Annotated in this window: 23 protein-coding genes, 1 tRNA gene, 1 pseudogene and 1 riboswitch; of the genes and pseudogenes, 16 read left to right on the top strand and 9 right to left on the bottom strand. The window is 35.2% G+C overall.

The window, feature by feature from the left end; all coding sequences use genetic code 11:
* The first annotated feature begins 6 nt into the window (after window positions 1-6).
* Window positions 7-191: riboswitch (Lysine riboswitch) on the top strand.
* Window positions 192-333: 142 nt separating this feature from the next.
* Window positions 334-1,560 carry an aspartate kinase gene (locus MKY04_RS14715; protein ID WP_126293619.1) on the top strand — a complete coding sequence of 409 codons (1,227 nt, stop codon included), beginning with the start codon at window positions 334-336 and terminating at the stop codon, window positions 1,558-1,560.
* Between the two features lie 66 nt (window positions 1,561-1,626).
* On the opposite strand, the gene MKY04_RS14710 is transcribed toward MKY04_RS14715, so the two are convergent.
* On the bottom strand, window positions 1,627-2,043 hold the full coding sequence (locus MKY04_RS14710) for a YslB family protein (protein WP_126293618.1): 417 nt from the start codon (window positions 2,041-2,043) through the stop codon (window positions 1,627-1,629).
* A 272-nt stretch (window positions 2,044-2,315) separates the two neighbouring features.
* Between MKY04_RS14710 and MKY04_RS14705 the strand changes: the two genes are divergently transcribed.
* From MKY04_RS14705 to MKY04_RS14650, 12 genes are all read left to right on the top strand, one after another.
* Window positions 2,316-2,930 (top strand): succinate dehydrogenase cytochrome b558 subunit, encoded by a 615-nt coding sequence (locus tag MKY04_RS14705; protein ID WP_126293617.1) that lies wholly within the window; start codon window positions 2,316-2,318, stop codon window positions 2,928-2,930.
* A gap of 58 nt (window positions 2,931-2,988) precedes the next feature.
* Window positions 2,989-4,734: a succinate dehydrogenase flavoprotein subunit gene (gene sdhA / locus MKY04_RS14700; protein ID WP_126293616.1), complete on the top strand. Its 1,746-nt coding sequence runs from the start codon at window positions 2,989-2,991 to the stop codon at window positions 4,732-4,734.
* A gap of 22 nt (window positions 4,735-4,756) precedes the next feature.
* Window positions 4,757-5,536 (top strand): succinate dehydrogenase iron-sulfur subunit, encoded by a 780-nt coding sequence (gene sdhB, locus MKY04_RS14695; RefSeq protein ID WP_126293615.1) that lies wholly within the window; start codon window positions 4,757-4,759, stop codon window positions 5,534-5,536.
* A 508-nt stretch (window positions 5,537-6,044) separates the two neighbouring features.
* Window positions 6,045-6,491 (top strand): acyl-CoA thioesterase, encoded by a 447-nt coding sequence (locus tag MKY04_RS14690; protein WP_185807663.1) that lies wholly within the window; start codon window positions 6,045-6,047, stop codon window positions 6,489-6,491.
* A 72-nt stretch (window positions 6,492-6,563) separates the two neighbouring features.
* Window positions 6,564-6,785, top strand: a complete 222-nt coding sequence (locus MKY04_RS14685) for a helix-turn-helix domain-containing protein (RefSeq protein ID WP_097072809.1) — start codon at window positions 6,564-6,566, stop codon at window positions 6,783-6,785.
* A 139-nt stretch (window positions 6,786-6,924) separates the two neighbouring features.
* Complete coding sequence (locus tag MKY04_RS14680; protein WP_126293613.1) at window positions 6,925-7,374, top strand: MarR family winged helix-turn-helix transcriptional regulator; 450 nt, start codon at window positions 6,925-6,927, stop codon at window positions 7,372-7,374.
* 10 nt (window positions 7,375-7,384) lie between these two features.
* Window positions 7,385-8,179: a glutamate racemase gene (racE, locus tag MKY04_RS14675; RefSeq protein ID WP_126293612.1), complete on the top strand. Its 795-nt coding sequence runs from the start codon at window positions 7,385-7,387 to the stop codon at window positions 8,177-8,179.
* A 536-nt stretch (window positions 8,180-8,715) separates the two neighbouring features.
* Complete coding sequence (gene rph / locus MKY04_RS14670) at window positions 8,716-9,474, top strand: ribonuclease PH (RefSeq protein ID WP_126293611.1); 759 nt, start codon at window positions 8,716-8,718, stop codon at window positions 9,472-9,474.
* Window positions 9,475-10,068, top strand: coding sequence for an XTP/dITP diphosphatase (locus MKY04_RS14665; RefSeq protein ID WP_126293610.1), 594 nt, complete (start codon window positions 9,475-9,477; stop codon window positions 10,066-10,068). It begins immediately after the preceding gene.
* A 264-nt stretch (window positions 10,069-10,332) separates the two neighbouring features.
* Window positions 10,333-10,839 carry a metallophosphoesterase gene (locus MKY04_RS14660; protein ID WP_126293609.1) on the top strand — a complete coding sequence of 169 codons (507 nt, stop codon included), beginning with the start codon at window positions 10,333-10,335 and terminating at the stop codon, window positions 10,837-10,839.
* A 127-nt stretch (window positions 10,840-10,966) separates the two neighbouring features.
* Window positions 10,967-11,040: transfer RNA gene (locus MKY04_RS14655), tRNA-Arg, on the top strand.
* Between the two features lie 230 nt (window positions 11,041-11,270).
* Window positions 11,271-12,584, top strand: a complete 1,314-nt coding sequence (locus MKY04_RS14650) for an ISL3 family transposase (protein WP_346234635.1) — start codon at window positions 11,271-11,273, stop codon at window positions 12,582-12,584.
* A gap of 401 nt (window positions 12,585-12,985) precedes the next feature.
* Here MKY04_RS14650 and istB (MKY04_RS14645) read toward each other — a convergent pair whose 3' ends face one another.
* From istB (MKY04_RS14645) to MKY04_RS14605, 8 genes and pseudogenes are all read right to left on the bottom strand, one after another.
* Window positions 12,986-13,711, bottom strand: a complete 726-nt coding sequence (gene istB / locus MKY04_RS14645) for an IS21-like element helper ATPase IstB (protein ID WP_346234634.1) — start codon at window positions 13,709-13,711, stop codon at window positions 12,986-12,988.
* Window positions 13,704-15,134: an IS21 family transposase gene (istA, locus tag MKY04_RS14640; RefSeq protein WP_036176596.1), complete on the bottom strand. Its 1,431-nt coding sequence runs from the start codon at window positions 15,132-15,134 to the stop codon at window positions 13,704-13,706. The genes istB (MKY04_RS14645) and istA (MKY04_RS14640) overlap by 8 nt, the downstream gene beginning before the upstream one ends.
* Before the next feature lie 184 nt (window positions 15,135-15,318).
* Window positions 15,319-16,227 carry a hypothetical protein gene (locus tag MKY04_RS14635; protein ID WP_346234633.1) on the bottom strand — a complete coding sequence of 303 codons (909 nt, stop codon included), beginning with the start codon at window positions 16,225-16,227 and terminating at the stop codon, window positions 15,319-15,321.
* Window positions 16,228-16,512: 285 nt separating this feature from the next.
* Window positions 16,513-16,869, bottom strand: coding sequence for a hypothetical protein (locus MKY04_RS14630; protein ID WP_346234632.1), 357 nt, complete (start codon window positions 16,867-16,869; stop codon window positions 16,513-16,515).
* Window positions 16,870-16,875: 6 nt separating this feature from the next.
* Window positions 16,876-17,205: a histidine kinase gene (locus tag MKY04_RS14625; RefSeq protein ID WP_346234631.1), complete on the bottom strand. Its 330-nt coding sequence runs from the start codon at window positions 17,203-17,205 to the stop codon at window positions 16,876-16,878.
* Window positions 17,206-17,291: 86 nt separating this feature from the next.
* Window positions 17,292-18,044: pseudogene (gene istB / locus MKY04_RS14620) on the bottom strand (IS21-like element helper ATPase IstB).
* Complete coding sequence (gene istA, locus MKY04_RS14610) at window positions 18,044-19,588, bottom strand: IS21 family transposase (protein WP_428833907.1); 1,545 nt, start codon at window positions 19,586-19,588, stop codon at window positions 18,044-18,046. Before istA (MKY04_RS14610) ends, istB (MKY04_RS14620) begins: the two are co-directional and overlap by 1 nt.
* 361 nt (window positions 19,589-19,949) lie before the next feature.
* Window positions 19,950-20,663, bottom strand: a complete 714-nt coding sequence (locus MKY04_RS14605; protein ID WP_346234630.1) for a PH domain-containing protein — start codon at window positions 20,661-20,663, stop codon at window positions 19,950-19,952.
* A 275-nt stretch (window positions 20,664-20,938) separates the two neighbouring features.
* Here MKY04_RS14605 and MKY04_RS14600 point away from each other — a divergent pair, with 275 nt between their 5' ends.
* From MKY04_RS14600 to MKY04_RS14590, 3 genes are all read left to right on the top strand, one after another.
* The gene (locus MKY04_RS14600) at window positions 20,939-21,778 is read left to right on the top strand and encodes a MerR family transcriptional regulator (RefSeq protein WP_126293606.1); all 840 of its coding nucleotides are present in this window, start codon (window positions 20,939-20,941) and stop codon (window positions 21,776-21,778) included.
* A gap of 70 nt (window positions 21,779-21,848) precedes the next feature.
* A complete protein-coding gene (locus tag MKY04_RS14595) occupies window positions 21,849-22,529 on the top strand; it encodes a DUF554 domain-containing protein (protein WP_126293605.1) in 681 nt (226 codons plus the stop codon).
* A 131-nt stretch (window positions 22,530-22,660) separates the two neighbouring features.
* Window positions 22,661-22,849, top strand: a complete 189-nt coding sequence (locus MKY04_RS14590; protein WP_126293604.1) for a YjcZ family sporulation protein — start codon at window positions 22,661-22,663, stop codon at window positions 22,847-22,849.
* Window positions 22,850-22,959: the final 110 nt, after the last annotated feature.

Raw genomic sequence — 22,959 nt, 5'->3', positions numbered from 1 at the left:
TAGTATATTTATGATAGAGGTGCAAGGTTTAATAGTAACTGATTGGAGGATGAACAATTCCTGAGATAGTTAGTGAAAGGAAAACTTGCCGAAGCGGTAAATCAATTGTTCAGGTTTACTTGCTGGTTTTACATTTAAGAAATGTAAGACTGTCAGAATCAAAATCAAGGTTCTGGAGGGCTATCTCGCAAAACGTTCCAATCTTGAGGTATGTTTAGAGGCAGCTTTTCACTTTTTCTGTGAGAAGTTGCTTTTTTATTTATAGCTAAACGAAATTCATCCTTGTTTGATGTAGAAAAGGTCAGCATCGATGTTAAAAAGGAGTGTGTGCCTATGACGAACATTGTTGTAAAAATCGACAGTTCTTCACTATCAACACCTGAAAAAATAGAGCAAATTGCTAAAAGAATAGTTGAAGAAAAAAAGCTTGGGCGAAATGTAATTGCCGTCGTACCATCTATGGAATTAATTGACGATATGTTCCTTCAACAAGCATATTTACTTTCAGATAAGCCCTCAAAACGAGAGCTTCATGTACTTGACTCAATTAATGCGCAGATTGCAAGCAGCTTATTAGCAATTGCAGTTCAAAAAAATGGATTTAAAGCAATCTCATTAACAGGCTGGCAAGCAGGAATTCAAACTGTAGAATCAAATAATAATGTACTCATTGACAATATAAATCAGAAATTCATTTTCGAGCGCATAAAAAAGGGAGAAATAGTCATTATTGCAGGGTCCCAAGGAATCGATAAGAAAAATGATATTTTGACATTAGGTGACGGTGGTCCAGAAACAATTGCGGTCGCAATCGGAGCAGCAATTCAAGCACAACGTATAGAAATTTATACAAATCAGGATGGCATTTACACAGCAGATCCCAATATAGTAAAAGAAGCTAGAAAGTTAAAGCAGATTTCTTATGATGAAATGCTTGAGCTGGCAAACCTTGGTTCACAAATTATCCATCCGCGAGCTGTCGAATTAGCCAAAAGATATAAAATGCCATTAATAGTTCGATCTAGTACAGAAAATGCCAAAGGGACTATGATAAAGGGAGAGGTTGACATGGAGAAAAATTTAGTTGTACGTGGTGTTGCTTATGAAGCAGACATTATTCGCTTAACAGTAGGGTATGATTCTTATGAGTATTCATCACTTGCTACTATTTTTTCTACACTGGCTCAGCATAACATCGATGTTGATATAATCGTACAAGCAGTAATTGATGGAGTTAAACCGACTGTCTCCTTTTCAATCGCTAAAGGAGATTTTGCAGAAGCAATTAAGGTATTGGAGAAAAATAAAGCAGCTTTAGGGTTTAGTTTTGCAGATTTCGAGGTAGGTTTAGCAAAAGTATCAATTGTAGGCTCAGGGATGGTTTCAAACCCTGGTGTAGCTGCACGCATGTTTGACCGACTACGAAAAGAAAACATATTAGTGAAAATGGTAAGTACATCGGAAATAAAAGTATCTGTTGTTGTGCCGCAAGATGAAATGGTTAAAGCAGCAAATGCTTTGCATGACGAGTTTAATTTAGTAGAGGAATTAGTTAATTAATAATAAAAGCCGTCCAAAAATAATTTTCGGATGGCCTTTTTATATTTAATGGAAGAAACTACAAATTTATTCAATCGTTTCTTTTTTATCCCATTTAACAGTAAATATAACTTGGTGCTGTTTTTCTCGTTTTTCATCATGGCATTCAGTTAAGCAGCCTTTGATTCCTTGTATCTGCTGTGCGATAAAGCCAGCCTCGAGTCGAAATGAACGTTCCTCGATATTTAGTAAATCAATATCATTTGTCAGATGAAAAATACAGCCGTCCTTTTCTTCTTTATCTAGTGTCAAAAAACCCCATCCTGCATCTTGGAAAAATGAGATAATAAGCTGAGTATCAGTACATGGAAATTTTCTTGCCAAGTCTTTACCTGCCCAATATAGAACTTCTTTCTCGTGTTTTCCTAATATTGTAGGAAGCAAGTAATCTCTTATTAAATCATAACCAAATGCTGGAACAGTTTTGTTCTGAAATGATGTCATCTAAAAATACCTCTTTCGTGAATTTTCTTATTTTTACTTAAAAAGAACATAAAAATTTCGTAAAGTAGAAAAAAACCTCTTGTGAGAGCAAATTCTTTATTTATTTGTATGTATAAAAAACTGGAAGCTACCTTGACGCTAATAGTTCTTGAGAGTACAATGGACATGTCATAATATTGTACCATGATGAAATCCGCAGTCAATGTAATATCGTTTACAAAATAGTGACGATATTGGCTCGCTTTTCAAAAGTACTAAGGGGGGTAACAGTCTTGTCGAAAAATCGAGAGTTTTACTGGCGCCGCTTACATTCCTTACTAGGTATTATCCCTGTAGGTCTGTTTTTGGTGTTCCACTTATCTTTGAACTTCACTGCGACAGGTGGAGAAGAGGCTTACAACAATGCTACTGGAGTAATGGATTTAGTTCCACATTCTCTACTACTAATTGTTGAATGGATCGTAATTTACATACCAATCCTATTCCACGGATTATATGGTGTGTATATTGCATTTACGGCTACTAACAATGTGAAACGCTTCGGCACATTCCGTAACTGGATGTTCGCACTACAACGTTTTACAGGAGTATTCCTTGTAATTTTCATTGCGTGGCACATCTTCCAAACTCGTATTCAAAAAGCACTTGGTGCAGAAGTTGAATTCAGTATGATGGAAGAAATCGTTCGTAATCCATGGATGCTTGCATTCTATATTGTAGGTATTTTATCAGCTACATTCCACTTATCTAATGGAATTTGGTCATTCCTAGTAAGCTGGGGGATTACACAATCGCCTAAATCACAAAAAATCGCATCGTATGTTACAATGGTATTCTTCGTATTGTTAAGTATTGTTGGTGTTGCGGCAATCTTAGCATTCGTGTAATTAACACAATAGAACATCCGCTATGTTTTTAGCAAATAAAGAGGAGTGAGGAGTAATCATGGCGAAAAGCAAAATCATCGTCGTAGGTGGCGGTTTAGCTGGCTTAATGGCTACGATGAAAGCTGCCGAAGAAGGCACTGAAGTTGAATTATTCTCATTAGTTCCCGTAAAACGTTCACACTCTGTATGTGCGCAAGGTGGAATTAATGGTGCTGTTAATACAAAAGGTGAAGGGGATTCTCCTTGGATTCACTTTGATGATACAGTTTACGGTGGGGACTTCTTAGCAAACCAACCACCAGTTAAAGCAATGTGTGATGCTGCACCTGGCATTATTCACTTATTTGACCGTATGGGAGTTATGTTCAACCGTACTCCAGAAGGTTTATTAGATTTCCGTCGTTTCGGTGGAACACTACATCACCGTACAGCATTCTCTGGTGCGACAACTGGTCAACAATTGCTATATGCACTTGATGAGCAAGTTCGCCGCTATGAAGTTGACGGTTTAGTTACAAAATACGAACACTGGGAATTCCTTGGCGTTGTTTTAGACGACGAAGGTCATTGCCGTGGTATCGTAGCTCAAAACATGCAAACTGAAGAAATTCAATCATTCCGTGCTGATGCTGTAATTATGGCAACAGGTGGTCCTGGTATTATCTTCGGTAAATCTACAAACTCAATTATTAACACTGGTTCTGCAGCATCTATCGTTTACCAACAAGGTGCTTCATATGCAAACGGTGAGTTCATTCAAATTCACCCTACAGCGATTCCTGGTGACGACAAAAACCGTTTAATGTCAGAATCTGCTCGTGGTGAAGGTGGACGTATTTGGACATACAAAGACGGTAAACCATGGTACTTCCTAGAAGAAAAATACCCTGCATACGGTAACTTAGTTCCTCGTGATATCGCTACTCGCGAAATCTTCGATGTATGTGTAAACCAAAAATTGGGTGTTAATGGTGAAAACGTTGTATATCTAGACCTTTCTCATAAAGATCCACATGAATTAGACGTTAAACTTGGTGGTATTATTGAAATCTATGAAAAATTCGTAGGTGACGATCCACGTAAATTACCAATGAAAATCTTCCCAGCAGTTCACTACTCAATGGGTGGTTTATGGGTAGATTACGACCAAATGACTGAAATTCCTGGTTTATTTGCAGCAGGTGAATGTGATTATTCACAACACGGTGCTAACCGTCTAGGAGCAAACTCATTATTATCAGCTATTTATGGTGGTTCAGTTGCTGGACCAAACGCTGTTAAATATGTAAAAGGCTTAAAGAAACATGCAGAAGATCTTCCTCAATCAATCTATGATGCTCGCGTTCAAGAAGAGCAAGAGAAATGGGACGCAATTCTTAAAATGGATGGTAATGAAAACGCATACTTACTGCATAAAGAGCTTGGTGAGATGATGACTGATAATGTAACAGTTGTTCGTTATAATGACCGATTAGAAGCTACTTATAATAAACTTGGTGAAATGTTAGAACGTTGGGAAAACATTAACATCAACGACACACAAAAATGGAGTAACCAAGGGGCTCACTTCACTCGTCAGTTGAAAAACATGTTATATCTTGCTCGCGTAATTACTAAAGGAGCACTTTTACGTAACGAATCTCGTGGAGCTCACTACAAACCAGAATATCCTAACCGTGATGACGAGAACTTCTTAAAAACAACAATGGCGAAGTTCAATCCACAAACTGGTGAACCGGAAATTACTTATCAAGAAGTTGACGTTTCTCTAATTCCGCCACGTAAACGTGACTATTCTTCATAAAACATAAGGGGGGTCATTAATCATGACAACAGCAGTAGGAACTGGAAGAACAATTAAACTTGAAATCCTTCGTCAAGACACTCAAGGTGGAGCAACACGTTGGGAGAAATTCGAAGTTCCTTACCGTCCAGGTATGAACGTTATTTCTGCTTTAATGTTCATTCAACAAAACCCTGTTACAGCTGATGGTCAAAAAACATCTCCAGTAACTTGGGACATGAACTGTCTTGAAGAAGTATGTGGTGCTTGTTCTATGGTAATTAATGGTCGTCCACGTCAATCATGTTCTACATTAATTGACCAATTAGAACAACCAATTCGTCTTGAACCAATGAAAACTTTCCCAGTTGTCCGCGACTTACAAGTAGACCGTAGCCGTATGTTCAACGCTCTTAAGAAAGTTAAAGCATGGGTTCCAATCGACGGAAGTTATGATTTAGGTGAAGGTCCACGTATGCCAGAACGCAAACGTCAATGGGCTTATGAATTATCTAAATGTATGACTTGTGGTGTTTGCTTGGAAGCATGTCCAAACGTGTCTGAAAAATCTTCATTCATCGGACCAGCTCCACTTTCACAAGTACGTTTATTCAACACTCACCCAACAGGTGCAATGAATAAAGATGAACGTCTTGAAGCAATTATGGGAGATGGTGGCCTTGCAAACTGCGGTAACTCACAAAACTGTGTTGCTGCATGTCCAAAAGGTATTCCACTAACTACTTCAATTGCAGCACTTAACCGTGCAACAACTGTACAAATGTTCCGTAACTTCTTCGGTTCAGATCATATGGTTGATTAATAGTAAAAGATAAATGTATTAGTATAATAAAAGGGTATCTAAGTCATAATTTATGACTTTTAGATACCCTTTTTATTTTACTTGCATAATATAGAATGGCAGCCAGTTTGGGCTGTTGCGTTCAAGCTTAAGGAAGCTTCTTCTTTCACTTTTCCTATAAACTATTTTAACAATAATTTGTAAGCTTTATCTTCACAGCATCTAAGATTTACCTTGCGAATCAATAACAAAACACTTATGCCATGGCTTTCATTTTTGTTATAATAAATGAACCACTATTCATTTTATCTTCTTTCAGTACTGAATGAAGATATAGCCTTCGGTGAGTCATGCAATTTCGTGATGGGTTTGGGGAGGGAAGTTAACCTAAGTGAGTTTCTGCCATAAGACAATGGTTAACTGGTTAAGCATTATGCTTGATCCTACACGAATCCGCAACTTGAATGCTTATTAGCCAAGGCGTAAATTGACAAAAGGGGATAGGGGAAATAGGAAAGGGGTTATGAAGATGAAAGCAAATTATATTGCAGATCCACAAGCTTGGGCAGAAGAATTTGAGTTTTATGTAGAAGTGAAGGTAAGATTTTCTGAAACGGATATGTTTGGACATCTTAACAATACCGTACCTTTTACTTATTTCGAGTATGCGCGTATTGAATTTTTAAAGCATATCGGGTTTTCAACAAAATGGTCTGCAGATGAAGTAACGAAAATTACTGTAGTGGCAGACCTGCAATGCGACTATTTAAAACAAGTATTTTTTGATGAAACACTTCGAATCTATGTAAAGGCAGCACGAATCGGTACTACATCAATTGATATTCATTATTTAGCAAAAAACGAACATGATGAGGCATGTTTTACTGGTCGAGGAACAATTGTTCAAATTGATAAACAAACTGGAAAAGCAATTCCATGGGATGAAAAAGAAATATTAATATTACATGGGAAATAGTAAAAATGCCCTCACAGCCTTTCAACTCTTATCATACTTTACATAGAAGAGGAGATAGGAGGGTGTTGCCTTATGAATAGCCCGCAGCATCGTTCGCTTTTGACGAAAAGAGAACGGGAAATATTCCAGTTATTAATCTTAGATTACTCTACAAAAGATATTTCGCAAAAGTTGGGCATTAGCGAAAAAACGGTGCGTAATCATATTTCAAACACGATTCAGAAACTGGGCGTATCCAGTAGATCACAAGCATTAATCGAATTACTGAGGCTAGACGAATTATCACTACATTAGAATGGATGCTTGCTATTTCGCTTAAAACACTTCAAAATAGAATTAACTTCATTTCAGCAAAAATTTTTTGTCCCTAAGTGTACACACAAGTTCAAAAGTAGCTGAGACGGATTTGATTCTTGAGGAGTGAATGCACTTAATGAGTAACAACGAAATGCGCAGCCATGGTACAGTAGCATTTTTAGAAAAAGAACTACGCTATATATCACATTTAATTAAACAAAAAGGCAGAGAAATATTAAGCAATTACACGATTACACCTCCACAATTTATTGCGCTTCAATGGTTACATGAATCGGGCGATATGACAATTGGGGAATTATCGAATAAAATGTATTTGGCTTTTAGTACGACAACTGATTTAGTTGATCGTATGGAAAAAAGTGAATTAGTAGTGCGCATTCGTGATGATCAAGACCGCCGAGTTGTACACATACATTTGCTTGAAGAGGGAGAAAGAATCATTCAAGAAGTTATCGAAAAAAGGCAGAACTACTTACATGAACTTTTAGTAGATTTTGATAATCAGGAAATAGAAATGTTATCAAAATTACTATATAAACTACATTTACAAATGGTAGAGGATTGAGGCGGTTTTTGTGAATGCACCGATTGGCGTTATTGATTCAGGTGTTGGCGGCTTAACAGTTGCAAAGCGAATGATGGAAGTTTTACCATATGAAACTATTTATTATATTGGTGATACTGCAAGATGTCCATATGGACCAAGAAACAGGCAAGAAGTATTAAAATTCACATGGCAAATGGCAAATGTATTACAAAAGATGAATATTAAAATGCTTGTCATTGCATGCAATACAGCAACCGCAGTAGCGTTAGATAGCTTGCAAAAAAATTTATCGATTCCTGTAATTGGAGTTATAAATGCTGGTGCACGTGCTGCTGAGAAAAAAACAAAACGAAACGAAATCGTCGTACTTGCAACAGAAGGTACAATTAAAAGTGGTGCATATGAAAATGCGCTGCTTTCTTTAAGTACGAAGGCGAAAATAATTCCTCTTGCATGTCCGACGTTCGTCCCACTTGTAGAAAGTGGAGAATATGAAGGACAATTTGCATTCGACTTAGTAGCAAAAGGTTTAAAGCCGCTAGCCAATAAAAAATTTGATACAGTTATATTAGGATGTACACATTATCCAATTATCCAGCATCATATCGAAAAAGTGGTTGGACCCGATGTTGTGGTCCTATCCTCAGCAGAGGAAACTGCAAGGGATGTAAAAGACTTATTAGAGTATAATGATCAGCTCTGTACTTCTACAAAAGAGCCGCATCATATTTTCTATTCAACAGGGTCAGTACCAATTTTTCGCTCAATCGCTGAAAATTGGCTTAAAAAATCAAATTTAGACATACGTCGTATAAAACTATAATCTACTAGGTATTCAAACTTTTTGAGTTTGAATACCTAGTTTTATTTTTTTATTCGAAAATAATAAAATCATTTGAGTGTGAGTGCAACAATTTTTTCCCAAACAAATCGTCTAGCGGAAGAGGCAAAAGGAACAAAAATACAATTATATTAGTGATGGTGGGCACAGTAAAATTTCCTGGGCAATTGAAGATTAAATGATTATTGGATTAGCTCCAGTTAATATTCAGATGATGCGAGGTTCGAGGGTGTAGGTGATTATGGCTAAACAAAAAATATATAGTTATTGGGAAATATTAACTAAACCAACCGATTTATTACATGTACAAGTGGTATTAGCTAATATTGTTATGTAGAAACAATATTATATAATAAGGATACCTCAATTAAGCGGTGTGTAGAAACTCTATATATCGTTTTTAATTGTGAAACAAGCTTGTGTTGGCGTTTTCGAAATAGTTTCAAATTAATGGTGTGTATGGTACTTTAATTTAAATTATGTTAATATGGGGGCGCGAAACAACGAGGAGGACAATTATGACAAGACATGATGGACGAGAGGTTGACCAATTAAGACCAGTAAACATCGAAAAAAATTATTTAATGCATCCAGAAGGATCTGTACTTATAAAAGTAGGGAATACAAAGGTTATATGTACTGCAACAATTGAAGATAGAGTGCCTGGGTTTTTACGAGGTCAGGGTAAAGGATGGATCACTGCAGAATATTCTATGCTGCCAAGAGCGACAGCTGAACGTACACAACGTGATTCTTCGCGTGGTAAAGTGAATGGCCGTACGATGGAAATTCAGCGTTTAATTGGCCGAGCTTTGCGCGCCATTGTTGATTTAGAAGCGCTGGGTGAAAAAACAGTATGGATTGATTGTGATGTTATTCAAGCAGATGGCGGCACTCGTACTGCATCAATAACAGGTGCATTTGTCGCTTTAACAATTGCCATTGCAAAAATCCATGAAATAAAACCGTTTGCAAAATTCCCCATTGTAGACTTTTTAGCTGCAACAAGTGTCGGGATCATTGATGAATTAGGCCCTATTTTAGATTTGAACTATGTTGAGGATGTTGCAGCAGCTGTTGATATGAATCTTGTCATGACAGGTGCAGGACGCTTTGTAGAAATACAAGGGACAGGGGAAGAGGCAACTTTCTCTCGTGATGAACTTAACACATTACTGGACTTGGGTGAGAAAGGTATTTCTGAACTAATTGCCATTCAAAAAGAGGTACTTGGAGAAGCAGCAAACCTTGTAGGTTCTTTGAAGGAGGAAGCATAAATGAAACAGGTAGTAATCGCAACGAAAAATAAAGGAAAAGCAAAAGATTTTGAAGCTCTTTTTGGTCCTCTAGGCTATGAAGTCGTAACAATGTTCGATGTGGCGCCAGATATGGAAATTGAAGAAACAGGGACAACCTTCGAAGAAAATGCCGTTTTAAAGGCTGAGACGCTTTCACGTGAGCTTAATAAGCTTGTTATTGCAGACGATAGTGGTTTAGCAATTGATGCATTAGGGGGGGAACCAGGCGTATATTCTGCCCGCTATGCAGGCGACCATGATGATGAAGCAAATATCGTAAAGGTACTAGAGAAAATGCAGGAGGTCCCAGATGATAAACGTACAGCTCGTTTTTGCTGTGCATTAGCCATTGCAGGACCTGGCATTGAAACATACACGGTTTTTGGAACATGTGAGGGCGTCATCTTACATGAGAAGCGCGGTACAAATGGTTTTGGTTACGACCCAATTTTTTACGTTCCAGAACTAGGGCGCGCAATGGCTGAATTGTCTCCTGAAGAAAAAGGAGCCATTTCACACCGTGGCAATGCTATTCGTAAACTTGCTGAAGAATTGCCGAATTTGTTAAAATAAACTAGTTGCACGGAATTTTACTCATTATTTAGCGAGAAATACCTGAAAGTTTAATAATTATTTGGTAAAATGAAATTAGCCCGGTACTTTTTGGTATCGGGTGGTTTTGATTCATTTAAAAGGTGCTAAGTTTTTGGAAGAAGTATTTGTTTAAGACATCAAGCTGCTTAAGAATGAGTGTATACTTGTAACAAGTGTCTATTTCACTGGTATAGGCGAAGAATGCTTCTTATTGGTAAACCATTTATTAAAGGAGACCTAAGTGTGAAATTATTAGTAATGAGTGATACACATGGGGATGCTGAGGTAATAAAGCGTGTACGGGATGCACATTTAGATGTCGATGCAATCATCCACTGTGGGGATAGTGAGCTGCCATTTGATCATCCTTATTTAGAAGGTGCAAAACGGGTGCGCGGCAATTGCGACCACGATTCCCGCTATCCTGAAAAGGAACTGTTCAATGTAGAGGGCTTAAAGATATTTGTTGCTCATGGTCATTTGCTAAATGTAAAGTCAACAACAATGAACTTGCTATATCGTGCCAAAGAGGTTGAAGCTGATGCAGCATTTTTCGGCCATTCACATGTATTAGGAACAGAATTAGTGGATAATATATTATTTGTGAATCCAGGAAGCCTCCTAAAGCCCCGAGGCATTGATGAAAAAAGCTATGCTATAGTTGAGTTTGCCGATCAATCTTGGAAAGTTACAGGGTATACGGATACAGGAGAAGAGATCTTTACGAAACGATTTCCTTTAGATGAGTAACAAAGATTAATGCTTTCAGAAAAAAATAAGAAAAATTTTCATTTATTTTTAAAATACCGTTGACATTCTCCTGTAATGCACATATAATAATAATTGTCTTTAATGGTTATTACCATGTTTGACCAATGTCTCAGTAGCTCAGCTGGATAGAGCATACGCCTTCTAAGCGTACGGTCGGGGGTTCGAATCCCTCCTGGGACGTCATAAGGTAGTTTTAGAAAAAGAAACTATCATTCGAAAACAGCCTTAAATCCTTTTATATAGGCTGTACAATTTATAACGTTGGTGAATGAAAATCACCTTCTCCCGAAAGTTGGAGAAGGTGATGGAATATCACTAGCGTTATTTTCTTTTATTTTAATAATAGAAAACAAGTGAGGTTCCCTGTAGAATTAAAGTCGACCAAAACCATCATTCAGGAGGGAATTCACTTGTCATATTCTAATAGTATTAAATCCTTGATTGATATTCAAGACTTGAATATTACATTCGATGAAGATTGTGTAAAACAAGGGACTTTTAAAGGAAAAGCTTGTAAATACATCACTGGAACATTAACCTACAACCCTACTCATTGCGTAAAGTGTGGTATTGAAAACAAAAATTTTACAGTTTTTAAGAACGGAACTCAATTATCGCGAATTACTTTACCTCTTACCGGGGTAAGTCCAACCTATTTACTACTAAGAAAGCAACGCTTTATGTGTACAGAATGCAACACTAGCTTTACTGCCAAAACACCAATCGTTGAACGTAATTGTTATATTTCTAAGAATGTTAAAGTTCAAGTAATGATTAAATCTGCAGAAGCTCAATCCTTAAAATCGATCGCTAAAGATTGTTCGATTTCACCTACAACGGTTCAACGAGTCATTAATGAAGTTGCAGTGCATCTTAAACCCCATCATACTAAGCTTCCGAAGCATCTTTCTTTTGACGAATTTAAATACGCAAAAGGGGCAATGGCTTTTGAATATATCAATGTGTTGAATGGTGATATCTTGGACATTCTTAATCGTCGCGATAACTTCGCAATTAAAAATCATTTCATTGTGAATTACAGCCTAAATGACCGACGAAATGTGGAAACGGTAACGATTGATATGAATGCAGGTTATGTAAGCGTCATTAAAGAGCTGTTTCCAAAAGCGAAAATAATTATTGACCGATTTCACTTAGTTCAATTAATCAATCGATCTATGAATAAGTGCCGAATCAGTGTGATGAATCAACTAAGAACTTCAGATAACGAAGACATGAAAAAGTACCGTCGATTGAAGCGTTACTGGAAGCTAATTCTCAAAAGGAAATCGGCTCTCTCTAGCGTTGAATACAAATATTATTCGCTATTCGGACAACGTCTTGAAACAAGCATCGTTGAAGAGATTTTAGCGTATGATCCAGTGCTAAAAGCGAATTATGAGCTTTATCAAGCCCTTTTGAAAGCAATGGAAGAGAAGGACTTTAAAATGTTAGAATCTTGTTTAATAAATCCTGTTCATCCTTTAATCTCTAGCTATATGAAGACTAGTATAAAAACGTTGAAAGAGCATCTTCCGTATATACATAACAGCTTTAATTATCCTTATAACAACGGCAAAATTGAAGGGATTAACAATAAAATTAAAGTATTAAATCGTGTAGCTTATGGATATAGAAATTTTATGAATTACAAAAAGCGAATTATTTTACACTTCAAACTCAAAACAACAGAACAAAAACAACCACGCTCCCAAACAGCCTAAGGCTAGTTAAGAGCATGGTAATAATCGATTAATATCCTTCACCAACGTTATTTGACAAAGAACCTTTATATAAAGGGTTTAAGGCTGTTTTGTTTATTTAAGAAAAAGATAAAAATAGTTAAAAAATAAATAGTAGGTACCTATTTGGTACCCAATTATTTGTTATTTGTACTTATACAGCTTGACTTTCATCTCGTTCCTGTATAGCAAGTGAGCGTAATGAACCAGTGTTGTTTGAAGATCCACTTGTGTAAGATTTTTGTAAAATTAGATTAAATCAAGCTATCCAGATCGATTAAATTTTTAGTATAGCTCAGGAATTAGTAATAACTGATGTATTTTGCAAGAAAAAAGTGCAGAGATTTGCAATTAATTATACAGAGTGTTGCCACCCAGTATTTTTACAATTTCTTCGATAAAGCATTTGTTAAACGGAAGCTTTGCCCCGTGTATGAAATAATGTGGGCATGGTGAATCAAACGATCCACCAGTGCTGCTGTTAAACGTGAATCTGCGAATATTCGATTCCACTGACTAAATTCTAGATTTGATGTAATTATCAAACTTTTTTGCTCATAACACTCTGAGATAATTTGAAATAGCAGCTCTGCACCATCTTTTCCAAATGGTACATATCCCATTTCATCTAAAATAATGACATCCACTTTTTCTAATTTTTTTCTAAAGCTTGTTAAACGACCACTACTTAAAGCATCCTCTAACTCTTCAACTAAATGAGAAACTCGATAGAATCGAACCTCAAACCCCATCTCACAGGCTCTTCGGCCTAAAGCGGAGGCTAAATGAGTTTTACCGGTTCCAGGTGCTCCGACTAAAATTATGTTCTCATGGCGATGTATAAAATCTAGGTTCATCAATTCCTCTTTCGTTAAATGTGAGGGGAGACAAATATCTTTATGCCATTCATAGTTTTCTAGTACTTTGTAATCTAAAAATCGTGCTTTTTTAATGTTTCTAGATGCTTTCGCCTGTTCACGGCCATCTCGTTCTTTTAGTAATAATTTATAGACAAATTCATCTGGTGTTGTAAATGGAATTTCCTCGAACCCCTCAGCGATATGAGCTAATCTAAGTTGCTTACATAAATGTTCGATCGTTTCATTCATTTTCACTCACCCCCGATGTTACTGGCTGTAGAGCATCATACTGTGACCACTCTACATCATAAGGATGAGAAGAAAGCTTATCATTATTGGCTATTAACTCATAAAATTGGCTATCAATTTCCTTCATATCATGCTGAAGTAGTAGGGTAATAACTTCTTCGATTCTCCGTTTCCGTAAAGATAAGGATGGGACTAATAAATATTCCCTTATACGTACCGGTAGGTACTCTGTATATCTTGAATGGCCAACTACTCTCGGTTTAAGTAGCCAGTCTTTGAATATATCAATCCAAGGTATAAACCTACGCTTTTTCATATATGGTCTTGAATCACTTAAAATTACTTCACCATTATTTGTTATGACCTTAAACTGATCCCAAAAAGTAACGCAATATAACTGCGAATAGTTCTTCGCCTTTGGCACATGAATGAGATGTTGATCCAATTTGAATTCGTTATATTTATTAAATTTGATTGGCATTTGTTTAAAAACTGGATAATCATTTTCAGGTAACTTTAATAATTGCTTCTGTTCACTCTCCCATAAAATTTCTATCATTTCACCCTTGCGATAGTGCATGCGTTTACGGTCTTCTACTAATCTCTCAGATAACTGATTTTCTAAATCTTCAAAGTCCTTCATTACAGGAGGGACACTAAAGAAGTTGTATCGAATATAACCAACTTTCCGTTCCACATTTCCTTTTTCATGACCGCTTCGGGGATTACAAACTTGAACTTTAAAGCCATAATGATTTTGAAAAGCAATGAATTCATCAGTTAACTGTGCTTCTCCTTCGGAACCACGCACTTTTTTCACCGCAGGTGTTAGATTATCGATTCTAATACTAAGTGGTACGCCTTCAGCTTGTTTAAAAAGTTTCTTCAGCCCACTTAAAAAGCACTCTTGGTTTTCAGAAGGAAGGGGGATTCCTAATGCGACATTACTTGCTGGAAATGACATTACTAGTGCATGTACATCTACTATTTCCCCTTCATGAACAGCTTCCATTATCCCAAAATCAACTTGAGCTTCTCCTTCAGGATGTGTTAATCGTTCAAATCCCTTGGAAATTTCATCATCTCTATTAGCTCTCCATTCCTCTATAAAGTTACAGACTGTTCGATAAGAACCTTTGAAGTCCATTTTTCCCAAGGCTTCATACATTTGCTTATTAGTTCTTCTTAATTTCTTCTTTACTTTTGAGTCCTCTTCAAGCCAATCACTTACGATTTCTCCCCATTTTTCGTCATACATCATTCCTTTCTTTATTTGTGTTTTTACTTGAGGTAGTTGATCCTTATCACCATATTTTTTTGCTGTTCTCCAATTGATGGATAAAGTTTCCGCAATTGTAGATATCGATAATCCTTTTTCATTTCTTAATGTTTTGATACAATTAATTTCAGACATTGCTAGCATCCTTTCATTCCTCCACTGCTAAAATTCGACACTTTAACAGTAGAATGACTTGGGGTGGCTGGCAAGTCTATTTTTTTGCACTAAAAAAGTGCTAGACTCTGTACAAATTCTTTGCACAAGTCTGCACTTTTATTTTGCAATAAACAACTGATTCAAAATAGCTTTTATTGGAAAATATGATTTTCTAATCAACAATAATTACTGGGTCAAATAACCAATCTTTTGATTTGTAATTATTATCGTACATATTTCTTACATCACGAGTGATTCCATTATCAATAAGTAGGTCTCGGAATCTTTTACTAAAAAAAATTGAATGATATGCCCATTGTCCATTAGACTTCCATTCTTGAAGGATATTTATATCTTTGATTGGATTCTTCTCAATATCAGTTTTATTATAGTGATAAGGGTAATCAATCCGACCTCTTATATTACATATAGAACATTGATCATCTGTTTCTGTAATAAAATAATAGTGCTTCATTACGGAGCTCCATGATGGGAGAATGTTAGTTGGAAGTATTTGAAATGCTGTTTGAGCTGTCTTTTTACCGCTATGTATCACTTCTTGTAATTTATAACCCGTTATATCCCACTTTTCCATTAGAAGGGCCATTTTCTCCGAAACAACCCAATAATCAACACCGACATTTACCATATATCTGTCTCTAATTTTAGAAGTATCTATAACTAAAGCAGATGTTTGAACTTTTGCTTGAAGTCCGCAATATTTACATAATGTAATCCATTCAACCCCATCTTTTTTATGTTCTAGAAAAACTTTTGGAGAATTACCGGTTGATCTTAACTCAAAAAAAGGAGATTGCTTAAAATCTTCATCATCAAATTTAAAGGATAAAGCCTCGCCACATGATAAATTGAATTCGCTCTCTAAAGTAGAAATGATTCTTGCGAGTGTATCAACAGTTAATCTCTCATTTAGATTAATTGGAACTTCGACATAAACTTCAGAACTGTGTTTTCGTTTCTCCGGAAAAGTCAATTGAATTCCATATTTATAAAAGAATTCTTCAAGCTTATTCTTTAGGTAGTAATCAGCATAAAAATCAACAATTACTCTTGTTTCCATGTTTTCCCCCTTTTTACAAGAAAGAGTGTCCCACTGTAGCGTAATAAAAATAAAAATACTTGTACTGTTTTTCTTTAGATGATTTATATAAAAATTCCATAACTCATCGCCTATATCTTCTCGTAATTCTTTTGATACGACGAATAAGAATGCTACTTGTTGCTATAGATTCGTTCTATGATTTTGTCAAAATCTTCTTGTGAAAGTGTTTCGTCTTGAGGGTATTCCACCATAAAACCTTGTGTGGCAGCAGGCAATTGGTAGGTTAACAATACGGTCATTTTATTAAGTTTGTTTTGTTGTTGCATGTTTAGAAGGTTTACTAAAGGGAGCATACCCTTTAGTAGAATCTACAAATATAATCGGTAGTTTTAAGCTTTCAAATCGTTCAATATAATCAATTTGAGTCACAGTATTAAAGTAATCATCCTCTATCATGATTATTGAATAATTATTTTTTAAATCGTCTTGAAGTAAATCCTCAACTTCTAATGATTCAAAATGAACATTTTCATATCGGAATTCTTCTAAAGTACCAACTACTCCTATATTCACAGGTTCTTCAAAGGTTATTTTATTATTCGAGCAACCACCGATTAAAAACACTAACACAGCAATTAACAAATACATAAATTTATTCATAGTAAATTATCCATTAATTTCTCTAAGATTTTCATTGTGAATATCTGTAAGGTCTTTTATATAAAATAATGAAAAATCATCCCTTATATCTACCTCAAAAAAATAAATATTTTCGGTTTCTTTATCTTTAACTTCTATTTCAAACAATCCCATTCCTATACGATATTTGATTTCTTTAGGGTTTAAGTTTTCCCTATTTACTCCATAGTTAGTTTCAATATTATTTTCAGCATAAAAGTATGCAACAGCTTTTTTAGATTTAGAATTATAATAATAGTTGCTAATTAAAATCACCAATATACAAAATAATACATTAAATATAATTAATTTTTTCATTTTCCTCCCCCTAATCCAATTCATAAAAAGTCAGCTGTATTTCGCAAGTAAAATTTGAGCCATTTATTAATTAAAAACTGAGCCACTTAAACCGAACTATTTTCTAGCCATTCTTTTGTATCTAATATTCGATAAGATGGTCCAACCATGTCTATCATATAAGCTCTATGTGTTAATCGATCTGTTAAAGCGGCTGTTAAAACTGGATCATGAAATATTTCTTCCCAGCGATCAAATGATAAATTACTCGTAACGATGGTAGATGCTCGTCCTGCACGAAGGGAAAGATGAGTAAACAATAATTCTGCACCTTCTTTATCAAAAGAAATATAACCTAGCTCATCGATAATCACTAAATCATACTTTTCAAACCGCAATTCAAATGAACGTAGCGTTCTTTCAGAACGGCTCTCCTTTAATTGATTGACCAGTGATGATACAGTTGTGAAATACACCTTATACCCAGCTAAACAAGCTTCAATTCCTAAACCGATCGCAATATGGGTTTTACCTGTTCCAGGTGATCCAATTAATAAGACATTCTGTTTTTCTTGAATAAAGTCTAATTTCTTTAAATGTGAGAGGCGAGAGGCCGCATTCTGCGGTAATCTCTCTATCTCTAGTTCAGTTAATAGTTTCTTTTCAGGAAAATTTGCCGAACGAATCCGATTCGCTTTTGCTCGCACTTCTCAATCTTGCATCTCTTGCACCAGTGCGTGATATAAAAAATCCTCTGCTGTTTGATGTTGTTTCCACATATCATCTTCTTGAATAAATGCTCGAATACTTGGTAGTCGAAGTTCTTTACACATTTCAATCATTTCTTGTCGCTTATCCATTAATGAAGCACCCCTGTCTTTTTAGTTTCGAATAATGCCGTAATCGCTGAAAGATTTTCGAGAGATTGGGTGGTGACCTCATTTTTGGGATGTACAGTTTTATGAATGTGTTCGCCTTGATTAGCTAAGAAAATAATCTTATCTGTTGATATTTGAACCATAGGGTTCTTCTCAAGTTGTTCAATCGCCGCTAAGACTTTTTCTAGATTGTTATGTTCTTTTAGATACATAAGTAACTCTAGAAAATCTCTCTCATTTCCAATATAATAATCTTTGTATAATTTTTTTATTTTTGTTGGTGCTTGACTCAAACATTCACTTTGAGCCAATGCACCTTTTTTCTTTTCAAATGTACGTAAGTAATGATATATATCCATTACCCATTGGTGACTCTGCCAACTCCGTTTATGGGTTGCGATACGCGCCTTTTCACTAAAAATAAGTATTTTTTCCGCACTTGCTTTTACTTTGACCCATTCTCCAACACGTCCTTCTGGGACAGAATAACGATTTTGTCTATAAGTAATTGTGCTGTATTTGTCTACTCTAAATTCAAGCAACTCAGATGCGTCAAACGGAATAATATCTGCACTTACTTGCCGAGCTGCACGTTCTTCTAGCATTAATTCATGGTGCGTTTGTTTTTTCTTATAATGTTTACGAGAGTTTAATTTCATGATGATTTCTGTTAGGTAGGCCTGAGCTTCTTCTATACTTGTAAAAGTATCTCGATGGGCAAGTGCTTTCCGGCGGATGTATTCTACACTCCGCTCCACATGCCCCTTCTGATTTCCTTTTCTCGGTTCACATAGTCGTATTTTAAAATGATAATGCATCGATAGATTTTTCATACCATCGGTAATCTCACGCTCAGTTCCAATAAAGTTCTTTACGACAGTTCGCATATTATCGTATGTGAATACCTCTGGTACAAAGCCCAAATAGTTAATACACTTTACATGTGCATCTTGTACACAAACCACTGTTTCTGATTCATACAAATAGGCAAATCTATCATTACTATATGGTAAGGTAAAGACCGCCATTGAAAGAGAACGTAACGTTTGATCAATGAATAATTTTACTTCTCCCCAGTCAAACTCAATTTCATGACCAGCAGTTGCCTTTTGACGAATAAAGACTTCTTTTTGACGTTTCTCCTCGCTATTCACAAAATTTCTAACAGTGGTGTAACTAATTTCAAAACCTTCATCTAATAACTTTTCATGAATATCAATCATTTTTAGTTGTTGCTTGTGCATTTGATGTTGTCGTTTATACTCGTTGTCTTTTAACATTTTTCGAATACGTTTCATAACAGTTGGTGTTAATGCACGTTTCTTTCCTTTCCGTTTTTTATACGACGGAGGCGTTAGATAGTTATCTGTAATTGGTATATCCCTAATATCTAGCTGTCTTTTTTCAAGATCTTCTTGAATATACTTTTTTACAGTATTGCGAGAGATCCCAAGCTCCTTTGCAATTTGACGTTGACTCTTATTTTCTTGATGAAAGGCAAGTAGCACTTTCTGTTTCTTCTCCAATGAAATCACCTCTATACGCTCCTAACTCTATGAAGTTAGGATTATTTTCATATAAAAGTGGCTCACTTTTCAATTGCTATGGTGGCTCAGTTTTAGCTTATCAAGTACAGTCAGCTGCTAAAATTACTTTCATTTCCCGAATCTGATACAAATTATGCATATTAATCATGGGGTATCTAGGTTAGGATATTTCGATTTTAATTTACATATCATTCTCTAATTATTTCATGGTGAGCTTAAAGTAGTTAGTTATGGAGAAATTTGATCCTGCAAGGGCATTACAACAATAATCATATTCATTAGTTGATAGAGTATGAATATTAAATAACCTTTTTAAAGAATAGAGAGAGGTAATTTCACCTCATCCCTGACTTAAAATTTTCTTTTTCTCTTTTTCGAATTCTTCTTCAGTTAAAATGCCTTGTTCTTTTAATTTTCCGATTTTTTCAAGTGCTGCGTATTTATCTGATACAGCAACAGTAGAAAATGAAACTGTTGTTGTTCTAAGCGTATCACGAACCATGTGGATTTGATTCATAACAATATTTATAAAATCTCTTAACCGTTCAAATGGCATTAAATTGTCGAATTTCTTACGGCTTATTCCTAGATCGATATAGAGTTCATTTTCAAACAAACCGTCTTTTGCTTGTGTTATGCCATTCATACTTCTATAATCGAATTCTTCATAAAAAAATTGTTTATTTCTACCACGACTACTAACGAATACTAATCGTTGATCGGTAGCTATTAACAATCCCTTAATTTCACGATCCACTGTTTTATCGTATTCTGCAATTATAGAAAGTAAAAATTTTTCATTGGAACGTAAGACGTATTTTTCGAAATAAACGATAGAATCTTTATAGAGAGAAAATAGGGAGCTTTTTCCAAAGCCTGTGCCAATGTATTTCTCTTGTAAAATTTTTTTATCTTCTTTTTCAATGACGTTAACTCCTAATTTTACTGCTAATTCCTCTTTTACTTGGCGTAGTTCCTCTTGTTTTTGTCTTTCTTTCTCTATTTGTTCAGGTGTTTTTTCATGTGTTCCTAATAATTTTTTAAAAAAACTCATTTTACCACCCCATTGTTTTATTTAAATAGGTAAGTTATTACATTACCCATAAATGAAAAAAATTTACAATATATTTTGCTAAATATTATAGCATAGGCGGAATCTGTTGTGAGAATGGGAGAGTTAAAAGTTTCCATAATAATATTCAAGAGACTGAACAGAGCTTGCCCTTGAATCTGGTACTCAAAATTACCGAAAAATCTTTCTTAGTATTGAATCTATTGTAAAATATAAGTACGTTGATTCTCTGTATTCATATGATGAAGGAGTCTTTTATGAAAGAGTATTTTACTATTGGGGAAGTATCGAAGCTATTTAAGGTGAAAATTGCAACACTTAGGTATTATGACGAGATTGGTCTTTTACGTCCAGAATTTATTGATAAAAAGACCAACTATCGATATTATTCGACGCAGCAGTTTGAAAGGCTGAATTCAATAAAATATTTGAGGGCTTTAGATTTGCCAATAAGTGAAATTATCGATTTTTTTAACTATAGGGAAGTGGACACGCTTATAGAAATGCTAAAGAAGCAGGAGACCGAAGTTGCTAAAAAGAAGCGGGAATTGGAGATCATTGAGACTAAAATTTCCCGCCGTTTATTGCAAATTCAAGACGCCATTAGTACACCTTTAGATAAAATATCGGAAGTAAAGCTTCCTAAAATGCGAGTAGCATATTTACGACAGGAATATGTTATTGGAGACGATATTGAAATACCTATTACAGAATTAAGGAATAGTTTTGGCATAAACGGGGAAATTTTCTTAGGGAAAATAGGACTCTCTATTTCGAGTTCTAATTTAATAGCTAATAAATTTGATAAATATTCAAGTGTTTTCATGGTGCTAGAAGAAGGAGACCAGATAGAGTCTTCTTCTATTGTTATACCAGAAAGAGAGTATTTAAGAATTCGATTTAAAGGAACCCATATGGATGCAGCAAAATATTATAAAAAATTGCTTTCATATATGAAAGAACATCAATATGAACTGATCGATGACTCGATGGAAATAACACTGATTGATTACGGTATTACAAATGATGTGGAAAAATATGTAACAGAATTATTATTACCGTTTGCCACTCTTAATCTTAGCATTTATTCAAAATAGCAACTTGACCCTCTAGTTACTAGAGGGTTTATTTTTATTTCTAGAAATAAAGTAAAGGAGAAATAAATAAATGTTTGGAACCATTTTTAACACGATGATGATAATAGTTGGAAGTATTGTTGGAAGTATCTTTAAAAAGGGAATAAAAGATGAGTATCATGATATTCTTATGCAAGCCATGGGATTAGTAGCCATGGGGTTAGGAATAAATGCAATCGTGCAGCATTTGCCTTCAAGCAAGTATCCAGTACTTTTCATTGTAAGTTTAGCTTTAGGGGGATTGATTGGTGAAAAGCTAAAGTTGGAATCAAGATTCAATGCTTTAGTTAATAAATACTCAAAGGGTAATTTAGCTGAAGGGCTATCGACTGCAATTTTATTATTTTGTATTGGAACACTATCGATTTTAGGTCCTGTGGAAGCAGCATTAAAGGGGGATTATACATATCTTCTCGCAAACGGCATGTTAGATGGCATTACTTCAATTGTACTAGCGTCCACTTTTGGCATCGGGATAGCGGTTGCAGGTATAGTTTTATTCGTATGGCAAGGATCCATCTATTTAATTGCTATTTTAATGGAGAATTCATTAAATAATGACCTTCTGAATGAAGTAACAATTGTAGGTGGAATTTTAATTTTAGCGTCAGGATTAAGTATTTTGGGGATTAAGAAATGTAACACTTTAAATCTTCTGCCCTCGTTAATCATTCCCCCTATTGTATTTTTTATAATTCATTTAGCCAATTAGCTTTTACTTCATTTTGAAGAGGAGATACTAAAAAATTTTATTAATTTTTTTGTCAAAATTACACGTTTATACTTACCTGTATTAAGAAATAGCCATAGATTATACTATCATGAGTTAAAGGGGGTGTACGTATGTCATATAACGTAGGAGGAAGTTACGACTATTGCAACAACTACAATGATGTAGCAGGCAGCTATGATTATTGCAATAATGTAGGTGGCGCTTACGATAGAAAAGACAACAAAAAGGACTTTGTGCTTATTGTTGTACTATTTATCCTATTAATTATTATAGGTACTGAATTTAAAAAATGGTGTTAGGCTAATTTATTTGTGCTAAAAAATTGAATTTAATTTGTCCACTTTAATAAACCCCTTCAAAAAATCCCCAAGCATAAATTACCGTATTTACGTAATTGTTTACGTGAATA

The organism is Lysinibacillus telephonicus (assembly GCF_039654155.1).
Taxonomy (GTDB): domain Bacteria; phylum Bacillota; class Bacilli; order Bacillales_A; family Planococcaceae; genus Ureibacillus; species Ureibacillus telephonicus.
This window is presented reverse-complemented; position numbering and strand designations above follow the sequence as displayed.